This window comes from Halalkalibacter sp. HAAS-P014 (assembly GCF_056619965.1).
Map to the genome: position 1 here is coordinate 97,394 of NZ_JBWQTV010000014.1, position 11,770 is coordinate 109,163.

Here is an 11,770-nt window from a genome sequence, read left to right on the forward strand (position 1 = left end):
GGGGTACAAAATGAAAAAGAAACCTAGTAAACAATATGCACTAATCTTATTAGCCATCCTTGCAATTGGGTTCATCTTAACTCAGACAACATTCGGAGCTTTTTTGTTATCTAGTCCATGGTGGGTATACTTTGTTGTTGCCGGTATTATTTTAAGTGGTTACTTAGCTGTAAAGTATACTTTAGAAGATAAACAAACGGAGCAAGAATGGATTGAAACTGAAGGAAATATTTATATGGAGCGCTTGCAACAGGAGAGAGAGCGTCGGAAAATAAATAAAGGCTAAATTAGTAAGCAGAGAGAGCTCATACGTAATGCTCTCTCTGCTTATTTTTATTTAAACCTTTATAGATATAGACTTCTTCATTTTTTTTACTATGATACGGCCCAGCTTATGGAAGAGGGGAAATATAAAAAAAGCGTTGAGGATAATCCCTCAACGCTTTTTTTACTAGTTCATGTCTTCATTCAATAAATTGGAGAAGCGAGAGTCTTTAATATCAATAGTTGCATCTTCAAATAATTCGGCCATTACTTCTTCTGTTGTTTTAGAACGTTGTTGAATTAAAATCTGTTCGATTTCTTCTTCGTGTTCTGCAAACGTCGGCTCTGTACGATCCGTTACTTTAATAATGTGATAACCGTATTGAGACTCAACTGGTTCACTAATCTCGTCAATCTCTAAAGAGAAAGCAGCTTCTTCAAATGGGGCCACCATTCCACCCCTTGCAAAAAAGTCTAGATCACCACCACGCTCAGCAGTTCCTGCATCTGTTGAGTATTCTTCTGCTAATTCAGCAAAATCTTCACCAGCTTCAATTTTCTCTAACACTTCGTTCGCTGTCTCTTCGTCTGGAACGAGTATATGGCTTGCCCGAACTTCTATAAGTTGGTCTTCATTCTCTTCAAAGAAATCACGTTTTTCTTCTTCCGAAATTTCTCCAACATCTTCAGTCGCTAACTGTTGGAGTGCAAGTGGAATTAAAATGAAATCCATAACAAAGTCGTCAAAATTATCTATCGGTAAATTCGCTTGATTTTGTAAAAAGTCTACGAGTTCTTCATCATCTTCAACACCGAACTCCGCTCGTAATTGCTCAAGTTCATGTTCTACATCTTCTTCAGGAATTCCAACAGATTCAACTGCTTGTTCAAGTAGTTGACGTTGAACCATCTCGTCAAGGATCGTCGTACCATGTCTAGTTTTAAGTAAATCAACAAAATCTGATTCTGTAATTTCATGTCCATCGACAATGGCTACTGGTGTATCATCAACTGCAATATTTTCGTCATTACAAGCAACTAATGTCATTATACATGCAAGTCCAAACGCAGCTATCAACTTCTTTTTCATAACTTATTCACTCCTCAACTCTTCCTCTGTATACACAGACCTAACTATAACATATATAAGGCTGCGAGAGAAATAATTTTAAAAGCTGAAGTTTCAAAACCTAGGTCATGTGCCTAGTACGAATTTGTTTTTCGTTACATAGGATGTGGTAACAAAGCAAAGAGGAGGTGTTATTATGTCTCACGCATACCACGGAGGATTTGCGTTGATTGTGGTGTTGTTCATCTTATTAGTAATTGTAGGTGCAGCTTGGTTGTAATACCACCAACAACTTCTCTTTATGAGTAACTCAGATGAATTTTAGTAAGGAGGGGATACTTGTGTCTCACACTTATCACGGAGGATTTGCGTTGATTGTGGTGTTGTTTATCCTATTAGTAATTGTAGGTGCAGCTTGGTTGTAATACCACTACCAACTTCTCTTTAAGAGTGACTCAGGTGAATTTTAGTAAGGAGGGATACTTGTGTCTCACACTTATCACGGAGGATTTGCGTTACTTGTAGTATTGTTTATCTTGTTAGTAATTATTGGTGCAACGTGGATGTACTAAAAGTCTCAATATAAGCTAATTTGCACGATATAAAAAGAAGAGTGAGGACTTGGAAGTCACTCACTCTTCTTATGTGAATAATATTTTTACATATGTGGAAGTCAATAAAATAGTCATAAGGATATTAATCGTTCTAAAAAGCTTAGGTTGCTTTTCTGAAGGGATTTCTCGCTTCAAACATAGAGCATCGGTCATAGAATTAATTACAAACAAAATGAATAATGCAAAAAATATAATAAAGAAGAGCATGTAGTTGCCTCCTGACAAGCAATGATAATTAAACTTTATCAAAAAATGAGTGAAAAAGATAGGAAATTAATAAATTTATTTAATTTTATTTTTGATATGAACAGTTTTAAAAGCTATTGTTTGGCGCATAAGAAAAAGGGGAAATTAAAAGGAACATCTAGAGACGAGGGAAATTAAATGAAAAAGAAATATCAATTGTGGAAAATCGCCTTTTTTTCACTAGTTGGGATCATCACTGTTATCATTTTCGCTCTTTTCATTTTTGTTAAACAGTTTTTACCTGTGATAGAGGAAGAGCAGCTAACACTGCAACAGCCAATAAAAGAGGAGGCTACTTTCCTTATCCAAACTAATAAAGATAAATTAAATGTACTTATTTCAAAGAAGATACTCGAAGGGGCTGGCGAGAACTCTTACCAGGTGGAGTTAATGGATGAGTATGTACAATTTAGAACGTCATTTAAGGTACTTAATCAAGGTATTCCAGTATTAATTAACTTTAAACCACATGTAGCACCTAATGGAGATTTATTATTAGAAGTGCATTCTTTTTCAGTTAGTTTTATTACATTACCGGTAGAACAATTACTGCCATTACTAAGTAGTTGGATTGAATTGCCCGACTGGATCGCCATACATCCGAGTGAACGTATGATTGAAGTGAAAATAACGGACATTCAAATAGAGGAACAAGATTCAATCATGTTTCGTTTTATTACATTTGATTTAGAGCATGACAAAATTGAACTCGAAATGCTCGTTAAATAATAAGAAGAGACTACTTCAAATAAGGATCTTTATTCCTTCACAAGAGAGTCTCTTCTTAGATAAGTTTAAGCTGCTTGTTTAATGAGAATATGGAAACCACCTTCATGATTTTCGACGTAACTATTTTTTGGTGCCTTAAGTAAGTAAGAAGCATAAAGTAAGTCATAGAAGGCTATTCCGAAATGAATAGAGCTTAAAATTGAAATGTACGCTATGTACATTGGAAAAGCAATTGATGCAAGAGCACTAACGGTTGTAATTGTTACAACGGGTGTTAAGAGTGCTAATAAATAAAGATTACGAGATAGAGGTTTTCCGAATTTTACTGAAATAACAGGGAATAAAGAAATCCAGTTTATTTTTAATAATGCTTTTTTTCCACACATCCAAATCGGAATAATGTGCAGAGTTTTGTGGAATATAATAACTCCTAAAATACTCATAATAAATAGTAATAAGCCAACATTAGGTGATTCTGTTGTTGGTATGATTGAACTTACTGCCAAATAATAAAATAAAAAAGAAAAAAGCATTGTGCATCCAGAGTACATCATTAGGCGCAACGTACCGTAATCACGGTTTATACGTATAGTTTTCCAGCAGTTCATTGAAGTGCTGCACCTCCTTTAATTCACTCAATAATTTACTCCCATTTCAAAAAGAAATCAATAGGAATGACAAAAAAAAGTTGATTTCGACAAATTGAGTGAGTTTTGAGTTAAAGGAAAAAAAAGAGCCTCAGTTTATACTAGGCTCCTTCACTTGAATATTTAGTTTCTTCGCTCGCTTTAATTTTCGTTAACCTACCATTTTCTTCAATGAAATCTTCATCGAACTTGGATAACGATTGTTCGAATTGGTCGATAAAGTCAGAACCATAAATATGTCTCAGAATACTCATGATTTCCGATAATTCAGGGAATTTTCCATAAAGGTCACGAATTGGCAGTGCTCCTTCGAACACGCCATACGTATCAGGTTGGTAGGCTTCAAGAGTTTTTAAAAATAAATCATGACCTGCATTTGTCAGACAAATATAAGTGTTTCGCTTGTCATTTTCTTTTTTTGAAAAATGAAGGAGTCCTCGATCTTCCAATTTTTTAGAGAAATTAAATGCTGTTGATACATGCATAACTCCGAATTTAGCTATATCTGATATAGAGGCACCATCTAAATGATAAGCAATCCAAAGAATATGATGTTCATTAATATTTAAATCAAACGGTTTGATCCAAGTTTGCCAATCTTTCTCAACTGACTTCCAAAGTGCCTTACTTAGCTGTGCTACCTTATGACTAAAAATGACTGATTGTTTTAAGGAGCTAGGTAACTGTTGATCCATTATTCTCCCCCCTAAGAAAAACATGTAAGTTTAAAAGATTTCCATACGCATGAAAAATTATTTCTGAATATTTTTGCTTTTTATATATTATACAAGATGTAAATAAAAAGGAAAGTGAAAAATTAGCGAATTAAAAACTTTTCGAAAATTATTTTTGTGAATAGATCCAATATATGTTTAGATTTACTGCTTTTTGGCATTTGCTACATTTCTTTGCAAAGCGTCTATATCTTCTTTTAGTTGATGTAATGATGGTTCAATATCCTTTTGCCAACGATTAACAGATTCTTTAACATCCTCACCAACAGTTTTAAATGATTCTTTTCCGATTTTTGCAGTCGTTTTTAATTGGTTAACTGCTGTTTGGCTATCTGTAGCAATCTGTATAAAATCATTCTTAATTTTTTTAGCATTTGTCTTACAGTTGGAACGAGTTTGATTACCTGAGTACGGTGCCGTTAGTAAAGTGGTTACGACTGCAATCGTTGAACCTGCTAGAAAACCAGTTAGTAAGGACTTAGCATTCATTGAAAAATCCACCTTTCATACTTGTTATTTCGTCCCCTACTAGAGTAATGATGGAAGGGTAGAAGATGGGCGAACTAATTTTCCTAAAGTAAAGTGTCATAGTACTGTTATCTTTTTGTGGCCTGATCTGAATGTGTCTGTAATTATATCTCTTAGTAAAGAAAGGTCTGACCCTGTAATAAAGCATAACTATACGGTCTCTTCCGTTTAGTGTGCTGTGGGTCAGAACCTTTGATGTTGTGATAAATCTTATTATGAGTGGTTCTTGCGATAAGAGTCCATATATTCGCGTAAGGCTATACAAGCTTCTAATGGAACAGCATTGTACGTTGAAGCACGGCAACCCCCAACAGAACGATGGCCATTTAACCCGACAAAACCAAGCTCTTTTGCCTTAGCAAGAAACTTTTTATTATCCTCTTCTGAAGGAAGGTTAAACGTGATATTCATTAATGAGCGAGCATTTACCTCAGCATGTCCACGGTAAAAGCCATTGCTTTCATCAATTGCATCATAAATTAACTTTGCTTTCTCTTGATTACGTTTTTCAATTCCACTAACTCCACCTTGCTCTTTCACCCATGTTAAAACTTGATTTAACATATAAATTGAAAACGTTGGTGGTGTATGATAAAGAGAATTAGCATCCGCATGTGTCTTGTAACGTAAAACAGAAGGGACGTGATCAACGTTTTCTTCAAGAAGATCTTCACGTATGATAGCAACTGTTACTCCAGATGGACCTAGGTTCTTTTGTGCACCTGCATAAATAAGCCCGAATTTCTCAACATCAATTGGACGAGAAAGAATGTCACTCGACATATCCGCAATCAAAGGGGCATGTGTAATTTCAGGAAAATCAGCCCACTCGGTACCAAAGATTGTGTTATTAGATGTTAAGTGCACGTATGCATCATTGTCATTAAATTGCAATGCACTTAAATCAGGAATTGCTTTATATTGATTTTCTTTTGTTGAAGCGGCAATAGCTGTATTACCAATTAGCTTTCCTTCTTTTAATGCCTTTTCAGACCATGAGCCTGTCAAAACATAATTCCCAATTTTTCCTTCTTTTAGAAACTGAAGAGGAATCATGGAAAATTGTAAACTAGCGCCACCTTGCAGGAATAAAACCTTATAATTTTCTGGGATGTTATATAGTTCTTTTAAGAGGTCAATGGCTTGTTGATGCACTTCTTCATAGTCTTTACTTCTGTGACTGAGCTCCATAACGGACATTCCCGTACCGTTAAAATTTGTTAATTCTTCTTGTGCTCTTTTTAAAACTTCTTTTGGTAATGCTGATGGACCAGCATTAAAATTGTATACTGTAGTCATGCTCTCTCCACTCCTTTATCTCTTCACCACGTTAATGACTTAATCTTTCATTATCGTACCATAATTACAATAAGAATGTGCGTTTTTTTTAGTGTTTTCAGAAAGTTCTCGATTGAGAATGTTTCACTAAGATAAGGCTAATCAGAATATCTGATTAGCCTTATAACAGTCGAAATAGTGTAAATCATATACATTCTATTAAGAACGTTCTACGCTTTAAGAAACACGCTAACTTCTTTAGCTATTTGCTGCAAATCTTCACTTTTGTACTCTGAGCTATGGTCTTTCCAAACAGCCCCAAAACCGTCGCCTTTTCCGTAGCGTGGAATAAGGTGTACATGATAATGGAATACGGTTTGTCCAGCCATTTCACCATTATTATTGACGATATTTAATCCTTCAGCTTGATAAGCCTGTTTAATAGCTTTTCCTATTTTCGGTACGGCAGAGAAGATCTGCTTGGCACTTTCCTCTGGTAAGTCAAAAAGATCTTGATGATGATTTTTTGGAATGACTAATGTATGTCCTTTTGTTACTTGACTTATATCAATAAATGCTAGAACATGTTCATTTTCATACACTTTTGCAGCGGGGATTTCTCCCTGTATAATTTTGCAGAAAATACAGTTTGAATTCGTTGTCATCTAATCATCCTTCCAAAAATTTTGATCATCTAAACCCACTATACATGAGAGCTTGTCAAGGTTGCAAGCTCCTTGGCGATTTTTCCAAATCCTATAGTTCATCTTCACAAACTTGCCTCAACTTAATGAAAAATCCCTAATAGCTCGCTTGTCATTTTCTTTATCGGATGTTGTTAGTTTATGAAGCTCAAGATACATCAAGAGGCATTTTTGAATTAACGCCATAATTGAAGTATGACCAATTTTTCTATTCCAAACCCGTGATGAATGAGGGCAGCTTCTTTTTGTGTCGAAGAAAGCAAGCCTTTGTCATTAGACTAGAGAATCGCACTAGAGTTTTGGTAAGATAAGGAGATAAAGGAGTTGTTGTATAAATGCCAGAGGTATTGAAAATAGAAGGAATAACTGGTGGATATCGTCCCAAGAAGCCAGTCTTACATGATGTAGATTTCCATGTGAATCAATCCGAGATTGTTGGTTTGATCGGCTTAAATGGAGCAGGAAAAAGTACAACCATTAAACATATTTTAGGGCTTCTTCAACCAGAAAAAGGACAAGTGACAATTCAAGGAAGAAGGTTCCATGATAGTGTTAATGAATATCGACGATCCTATGCTTATATTCCTGAAACACCAATACTATATGATGAATTAACATTATGGGAGCACTTAGAGCTCACTGCTTTAGCATATGGACTGGAAAAGGAGCTATTTGAAAAAAGAGCAGAGAAACTCCTTATTGAGTTTAGAATGCAGAAAATGAAGAAATGGTTTCCTAGTCATTTTTCCAAAGGTATGCGCCAAAAAGTGATGATTATGAGTGCTTTTCTAATAGAGCCACCCGTTTATATTGTGGATGAGCCAATTGTAGGGTTGGACCCAATTGGGATTCAATCATTCTTAACATTACTAAATGACATGAAAAACAGAGGCGCAGCTGTATTAATGTCTACTCATATTTTAGCGACAGCAGAACGCTATTGTGATCGGTTTATTATTTTGCATCAAGGCAAAGTTGTACTAGAAGGATCACTTGATGAAATGCGAAAGAAATTAAAGCTACCTAATGCAACATTGGATGAGATTTATATTGAAATGACAAGGGAAGAAATAGTATGAATGACGGTATGACGTTGTGGAGAGAGCGAGTACACGCCTACTGGAATATGGCGATTCGTTACTTACGTTTAATTGGAAATAGTGGTCTGCTTTTTACGGTATACGTATTAATTATAATAGGTAGTTATTACTATAGTGTTTTTTTAGATTGGTTACCAGAAACATTTCCTGCTGTTTGGGTATTTGTGGCGGTGTTTGCCCATTTCCTTACAAGAAGTGGTGTTCGAACTTTTGTAAAGCCAGCAGATGTTGTTTTTCTACTTCCATATGAGTCAAAATTAGATCGATACTTTAACGCATCTAAATGGTACAGTATTGGTTTGCAGAGTGCGACCATTTTGCTTGTTCTTGTTGTGCTTTCTCCTTTATTCGCGAAGTATTTAGCAAATCACGTTGGTAGCTTATTGCTTGTGTTCTTCATGCTAGTATTAGTAAAGGTATGGAATGTTTTTGCGAGCTTTGAAGAGCAACGATTTCAAAGTGAGATAGAAAGACAGTCTCATTTTATTTTAAGGGGAATTCTCAACATTGTTTTTACTTTTCTATTATTTTCTGGAGCTAATGGACTTTACCTTATCGCGATATTTATAATCCTGGCTTGCCTATATCAATTTTACTATAGACGATTAGCTCGGGAGCTTTCGATTAAGTGGGACCATCTCATTGAAGTGGAACAATCAATGTTGTTATTCTTTTACAGAATTGCAAATGCATTTACAGATGTTCCGCAATTACGAAATAAAGTTAGGCCGAGAAAATACTTGAAGTGGACTTTCGATGTAATCGCAAGTTCAAAGAAATCTGTGTATCACTATTTGTTTGTGCGTTCGTTTATACGTTCCAATGACTATGCCGGTATCTACATAAGATTGATATTAATTTCAGCTATTGTTCTCATTGCATTACCAAGTGGCTTACTTCAACTAGTCGTCTTATTGCTCTTTATGCATCTTGCAACAAATCAATTAGCGACATTGTGGTATCATTACGACACGAATATGTGGGTAGATCTATACCCTGTTAGTGAGAGTGAAAAGAAAGCGGCTTTAACAGAGCTTTCATTCAGATTGTTGTTGCTGATGACTGCTTTATTGGTGGGGGTTCTACTTGCTACTTCGACCATCATACTTGCGATTGCTTCTCTTATAATAGGAGGAATTTATAGCTACATCGCGAGCCAGAAACTGATCCACAAACGAAAAAAATAGGCATCTTCCTGCTAATTCTAGCATTAATAAGGAAAAGGGGTCTATTTTAAACACGTATTACAATGGAGTGGTCGGCATGTATGAAAAAGAAATTGAAGAAGAACTAACAAGATGGAAGAGAAGGTTGTTAAAAAGGCAATCCGTATTTGGTCGATATACAAAAGGTATACAAACGAAAATGAATGGTATGATTCCGGAAAAAGTTCATTCGTTTGTAACGGCAAGTATAAAGAACATGGTCCACGCAACATTGGTTGGTTCTGAATATACAACAAAGAAACAACCCGAAGAAGCACTTAGTCTTAAACAAAGAGAAGAGAAAGTATTACAGTTACTAACATCCTATAAGCGTACGGCTGCAATTGAAGGTGCAGGGACGGGTGCTGGTGGAATATTGCTAGGAATGGTAGACTTTCCGTTGCTCCTTAGCATAAAGATGAAGTTTCTTTTTGATGTGGCTTCGGCTTATGGGCATGATGTGCGCGATTATCGTGAAAGGTTATTTGTTCTATACCTTTTTCAACTCGCTTTTGCAAGAGAAGAGAAGCGAGAACGACTTATTCAACAGCTAGAAGAGTGGGAATTACAGAAAGAAAATCTCCCTGATAAAGAAGAATATTTAGCAAATTTCAATTGGAAGGCATTTCAATTAGATTACCGTGATTATATTGACTTACCGAAGATGTTACAGCTTATCCCCGGATTTGGTGCAATAGTTGGGGCGGCAGCGAATTATCGTTTCCTTGATGTGCTTGGAGAAACAGCGATGAATGGCTACCGAATAAGATGGCTATCGTCTTTGCCAGAATAAAAAGGTTGTCTCCAAAAGGCTCATAACGAACCTTGGAGACAACCTTATTTCTATTGTAGAATACGTGGCTACACAAACCACCTCTTAAATAGTGAAAGGAAGGGATTGTGCTAGTCTTGCTAAATACGCAGAAATGACCGCGAATTGACCTGTGAAAAGTAAAACACCAAGAACAACCATCATTCCACCACTTACCTTTTGTATTGTTGGGAGCCACTTATTCAATTTACGTACCTTATTAAGTGAGCGAGACCATAAAAGAGCAACGAGTAGAAATGGAATTCCTAAACCGATTGAATATACTAGTAACATAAACATTCCTGACCACATCGTGTCTGATTGGCTTGCAAGGAAAAGAATGGATGAAAGTACGAGTCCAATACATGGTGTCCAACCTGTTCCAAATAAGAAACCAAGCAGGACTGAATTAGCAAAACTGGATGATTTCTTCGGTTTAACGGAAAGTTTCTTCTCACTTAATAGCATCCGTATAGAAATAACCCCCATCATTTGTAACCCAAAGACAGCGATAATAATTCCTCCGATTTGTTCAATAAGTTGGCGATTACCCCAAAATGCTTGACCGATGACTGTGGAAGAGGCTCCTAGAAAAAGAAAAATAGTTGTAAAACCAATAATAAAGCCAATGCTTCGAGATAAGATTAATTTTCGATCAGCTTGAATCTGATTATCTGAAATATTTGTGCCAGTTAATTGGGCTAAATAAGCTGGTACTAGAGGGAAAACACATGGCGACAAAAATGAAATGACGCCTGCCAAAAAGGCGAGCCAAATAGTAACCTCAGTCATGCATGAACACATCCTTAATAAAAAAAGTAACTCGTTAAAAGTAAAATGTACTTTAGTCTATTCTAGTCCATTTTAAAAATATGAATCAATTTTTTAGCTTTTCTTATTTATTGTAACTGATTCTCTCTTTGTATGATGAAAAAAATAAAAACGTTCACGGAAAGGTCATAAGGTTGTAAAAAAATTTAGCCTATAGAGTGAGGTGGGTTATTGACGAAATCAAATATCTATTAATGCAATTCTCCGTTTTTTATAAATGTAAAGCATTAGGAGTTTCAAAAAGAGAAAGTTGTCCTTTTTTGAAACTCCATTCCTTTAATCTATTTGATTTGATAGGTAGTAACAAATGAAGGTCTTGGAAAAATAGCTGTCGGCATCGCCGATGAGGTCCCACGTTTTTTATGTGCATTTTCAAATGACTTTGATGTTTGCCAGTTTTTAAAAGACTCTTCGTTATCCCAAATTGTCATGATTCGATATGTATCATCACTGAGTGGGCGTAATATACGTAAAGCTTGAAAACCTGGTTCTCCTTCAACGAGTCCAGCTCTTTTTTGAAAACGCTCTTCAAACGCGTGTCGACCTTCTTCTGAGACTGGTATATTATTTATAACGACATAACCTTTCTGGTTTAATGGCCCAATCTCGCTTAATATCTCATAATGTTGCGTGTTATCACGATTGACTTCATGTTCTAAGTAAACGGATTTACCAGTTTCACCATGCATTTCTACTCCACTTAACTCTAACTTTTCTCCATCTTCAAGGTTAATAAAGCTCGCCCTTTTCATCGTAACCCCTCCTAGTAGTTTCCTTATCAAATGAAACGAATGGAAAGTTCATTCGTAAATAAGTGTATCCCAACGCCAAATAACCTTGCAACTGTTATGAACTCCACTAAGACGGGTATAGTAAATAATAGAGTTTGTCAAAAAAGGTCGGTTTATACCTTTTTTGACAAACTCGAAGCGATGAGCGAGCCTCTGCAAGGTGTTAAGTCGCTATGAGTGGGTTTCTCATAGAGACGAGCAGAGAGAGAGCCATCGCCG

17 protein-coding genes are annotated in these 11,770 nt (G+C 35.9%); 8 read left to right on the forward strand and 9 right to left on the reverse strand.

Features of this window, described 5'->3' with window-relative positions; translation table 11 throughout:
- Positions 1-10: 10 nt before the first annotated feature.
- Positions 11-286: a sporulation YhaL family protein gene (locus AC1FXZ_RS11920; protein ID WP_480053867.1), complete on the forward strand. Its 276-nt coding sequence runs from the start codon at positions 11-13 to the stop codon at positions 284-286.
- A 165-nt stretch (positions 287-451) separates the two neighbouring features.
- Here AC1FXZ_RS11920 and AC1FXZ_RS11925 read toward each other — a convergent pair whose 3' ends face one another.
- Positions 452-1,354 (reverse strand): foldase protein PrsA, encoded by a 903-nt coding sequence (locus tag AC1FXZ_RS11925; protein WP_480053869.1) that lies wholly within the window; start codon positions 1,352-1,354, stop codon positions 452-454.
- Positions 1,355-1,529: 175 nt separating this feature from the next.
- Between AC1FXZ_RS11925 and AC1FXZ_RS11930 the strand changes: the two genes are divergently transcribed.
- From AC1FXZ_RS11930 to AC1FXZ_RS11940, 3 genes are read left to right on the forward strand one after another with little or no spacing between them, the layout of a single operon-like run.
- A complete protein-coding gene (locus tag AC1FXZ_RS11930) occupies positions 1,530-1,613 on the forward strand; it encodes a YjcZ family sporulation protein (RefSeq protein WP_088102685.1) in 84 nt (27 codons plus the stop codon).
- Between the two features lie 34 nt (positions 1,614-1,647).
- On the forward strand, positions 1,648-1,758 hold the full coding sequence (locus AC1FXZ_RS11935; RefSeq protein ID WP_480053871.1) for a YjcZ family sporulation protein: 111 nt from the start codon (positions 1,648-1,650) through the stop codon (positions 1,756-1,758).
- 60 nt (positions 1,759-1,818) lie between these two features.
- Positions 1,819-1,905, forward strand: a complete 87-nt coding sequence (locus tag AC1FXZ_RS11940; protein ID WP_480053897.1) for a YjcZ family sporulation protein — start codon at positions 1,819-1,821, stop codon at positions 1,903-1,905.
- Positions 1,906-1,974: 69 nt separating this feature from the next.
- Here the strand turns inward: AC1FXZ_RS11940 and AC1FXZ_RS11945 are convergent, their stop codons facing one another.
- Positions 1,975-2,154, reverse strand: a complete 180-nt coding sequence (locus AC1FXZ_RS11945) for a hypothetical protein (RefSeq protein ID WP_250095910.1) — start codon at positions 2,152-2,154, stop codon at positions 1,975-1,977.
- Positions 2,155-2,331: 177 nt separating this feature from the next.
- On the opposite strand from AC1FXZ_RS11945, the gene AC1FXZ_RS11950 reads away from it, so the two are divergent.
- Positions 2,332-2,922 carry a YpmS family protein gene (locus AC1FXZ_RS11950; RefSeq protein ID WP_480053873.1) on the forward strand — a complete coding sequence of 197 codons (591 nt, stop codon included), beginning with the start codon at positions 2,332-2,334 and terminating at the stop codon, positions 2,920-2,922.
- Between the two features lie 65 nt (positions 2,923-2,987).
- Here AC1FXZ_RS11950 and AC1FXZ_RS11955 read toward each other — a convergent pair whose 3' ends face one another.
- From AC1FXZ_RS11955 to AC1FXZ_RS11975, 5 genes are all read right to left on the reverse strand, one after another.
- On the reverse strand, positions 2,988-3,530 hold the full coding sequence (locus AC1FXZ_RS11955) for a DUF3267 domain-containing protein (protein ID WP_480053875.1): 543 nt from the start codon (positions 3,528-3,530) through the stop codon (positions 2,988-2,990).
- Between the two features lie 140 nt (positions 3,531-3,670).
- The gene (locus AC1FXZ_RS11960) at positions 3,671-4,264 is read right to left on the reverse strand and encodes an HTH-type transcriptional regulator Hpr (RefSeq protein WP_480053877.1); all 594 of its coding nucleotides are present in this window, start codon (positions 4,262-4,264) and stop codon (positions 3,671-3,673) included.
- 183 nt (positions 4,265-4,447) lie between these two features.
- Positions 4,448-4,792, reverse strand: coding sequence for a YtxH domain-containing protein (locus AC1FXZ_RS11965; protein WP_480053879.1), 345 nt, complete (start codon positions 4,790-4,792; stop codon positions 4,448-4,450).
- Positions 4,793-5,044: 252 nt separating this feature from the next.
- Entirely contained in the window at positions 5,045-6,130 is a 1,086-nt protein-coding gene (gene serC / locus AC1FXZ_RS11970; protein WP_480053881.1) for a 3-phosphoserine/phosphohydroxythreonine transaminase, read from the reverse strand.
- Positions 6,131-6,339: 209 nt separating this feature from the next.
- Positions 6,340-6,774 (reverse strand): HIT family protein, encoded by a 435-nt coding sequence (locus tag AC1FXZ_RS11975; RefSeq protein WP_480053883.1) that lies wholly within the window; start codon positions 6,772-6,774, stop codon positions 6,340-6,342.
- Between the two features lie 374 nt (positions 6,775-7,148).
- Between AC1FXZ_RS11975 and AC1FXZ_RS11980 the strand changes: the two genes are divergently transcribed.
- From AC1FXZ_RS11980 to AC1FXZ_RS11990, 3 genes are all read left to right on the forward strand, one after another.
- A complete protein-coding gene (locus tag AC1FXZ_RS11980) occupies positions 7,149-7,892 on the forward strand; it encodes an ABC transporter ATP-binding protein (protein WP_480053885.1) in 744 nt (247 codons plus the stop codon).
- Complete coding sequence (locus AC1FXZ_RS11985) at positions 7,889-9,100, forward strand: ABC transporter permease (protein ID WP_480053887.1); 1,212 nt, start codon at positions 7,889-7,891, stop codon at positions 9,098-9,100. The genes AC1FXZ_RS11980 and AC1FXZ_RS11985 overlap by 4 nt, the downstream gene beginning before the upstream one ends.
- Positions 9,101-9,176: 76 nt before the next feature.
- Positions 9,177-9,911, forward strand: coding sequence for an EcsC family protein (locus AC1FXZ_RS11990; RefSeq protein ID WP_480053889.1), 735 nt, complete (start codon positions 9,177-9,179; stop codon positions 9,909-9,911).
- A gap of 84 nt (positions 9,912-9,995) precedes the next feature.
- On the opposite strand, the gene AC1FXZ_RS11995 is transcribed toward AC1FXZ_RS11990, so the two are convergent.
- Positions 9,996-10,721 (reverse strand): cytochrome c biogenesis CcdA family protein, encoded by a 726-nt coding sequence (locus AC1FXZ_RS11995; protein WP_480053891.1) that lies wholly within the window; start codon positions 10,719-10,721, stop codon positions 9,996-9,998.
- Between the two features lie 320 nt (positions 10,722-11,041).
- A complete protein-coding gene (locus AC1FXZ_RS12000; RefSeq protein WP_480053893.1) occupies positions 11,042-11,512 on the reverse strand; it encodes an antibiotic biosynthesis monooxygenase family protein in 471 nt (156 codons plus the stop codon).
- Between the last annotated feature and the right edge of the window lie 258 nt (positions 11,513-11,770).

Bases quoted from the DNA above. Each gene is read 5' to 3' on its own strand.
- AC1FXZ_RS11935 (WP_480053871.1), top strand. From the start codon at position 1,648: ATGAATTTTAGTAAGGAGGGGATACTTGTGTCTCACACTTATCACGGA.
- AC1FXZ_RS11990 (WP_480053889.1), top strand. From the start codon at position 9,177: ATGTATGAAAAAGAAATTGAAGAAGAACTAACAAGATGGAAGAGAAGG.
- AC1FXZ_RS11985 (WP_480053887.1), top strand. From the start codon at position 7,889: ATGAATGACGGTATGACGTTGTGGAGAGAGCGAGTACACGCCTACTGG.
- AC1FXZ_RS11965 (WP_480053879.1), bottom strand. From the start codon at position 4,792: ATGAATGCTAAGTCCTTACTAACTGGTTTTCTAGCAGGTTCAACGATT.
- AC1FXZ_RS11930 (WP_088102685.1), top strand. From the start codon at position 1,530: ATGTCTCACGCATACCACGGAGGATTTGCGTTGATTGTGGTGTTGTTC.
- AC1FXZ_RS11920 (WP_480053867.1), top strand. From the start codon at position 11: ATGAAAAAGAAACCTAGTAAACAATATGCACTAATCTTATTAGCCATC.
- AC1FXZ_RS11945 (WP_250095910.1), bottom strand. From the start codon at position 2,154: ATGCTCTTCTTTATTATATTTTTTGCATTATTCATTTTGTTTGTAATT.
- AC1FXZ_RS11925 (WP_480053869.1), bottom strand. From the start codon at position 1,354: ATGAAAAAGAAGTTGATAGCTGCGTTTGGACTTGCATGTATAATGACA.
- AC1FXZ_RS11960 (WP_480053877.1), bottom strand. From the start codon at position 4,264: ATGGATCAACAGTTACCTAGCTCCTTAAAACAATCAGTCATTTTTAGT.
- serC (WP_480053881.1), bottom strand. From the start codon at position 6,130: ATGACTACAGTATACAATTTTAATGCTGGTCCATCAGCATTACCAAAA.
- AC1FXZ_RS11950 (WP_480053873.1), top strand. From the start codon at position 2,332: ATGAAAAAGAAATATCAATTGTGGAAAATCGCCTTTTTTTCACTAGTT.
- AC1FXZ_RS11955 (WP_480053875.1), bottom strand. From the start codon at position 3,530: ATGAACTGCTGGAAAACTATACGTATAAACCGTGATTACGGTACGTTG.
- AC1FXZ_RS11975 (WP_480053883.1), bottom strand. From the start codon at position 6,774: ATGACAACGAATTCAAACTGTATTTTCTGCAAAATTATACAGGGAGAA.
- AC1FXZ_RS11980 (WP_480053885.1), top strand. From the start codon at position 7,149: ATGCCAGAGGTATTGAAAATAGAAGGAATAACTGGTGGATATCGTCCC.
- AC1FXZ_RS11995 (WP_480053891.1), bottom strand. From the start codon at position 10,721: ATGACTGAGGTTACTATTTGGCTCGCCTTTTTGGCAGGCGTCATTTCA.
- AC1FXZ_RS12000 (WP_480053893.1), bottom strand. From the start codon at position 11,512: ATGAAAAGGGCGAGCTTTATTAACCTTGAAGATGGAGAAAAGTTAGAG.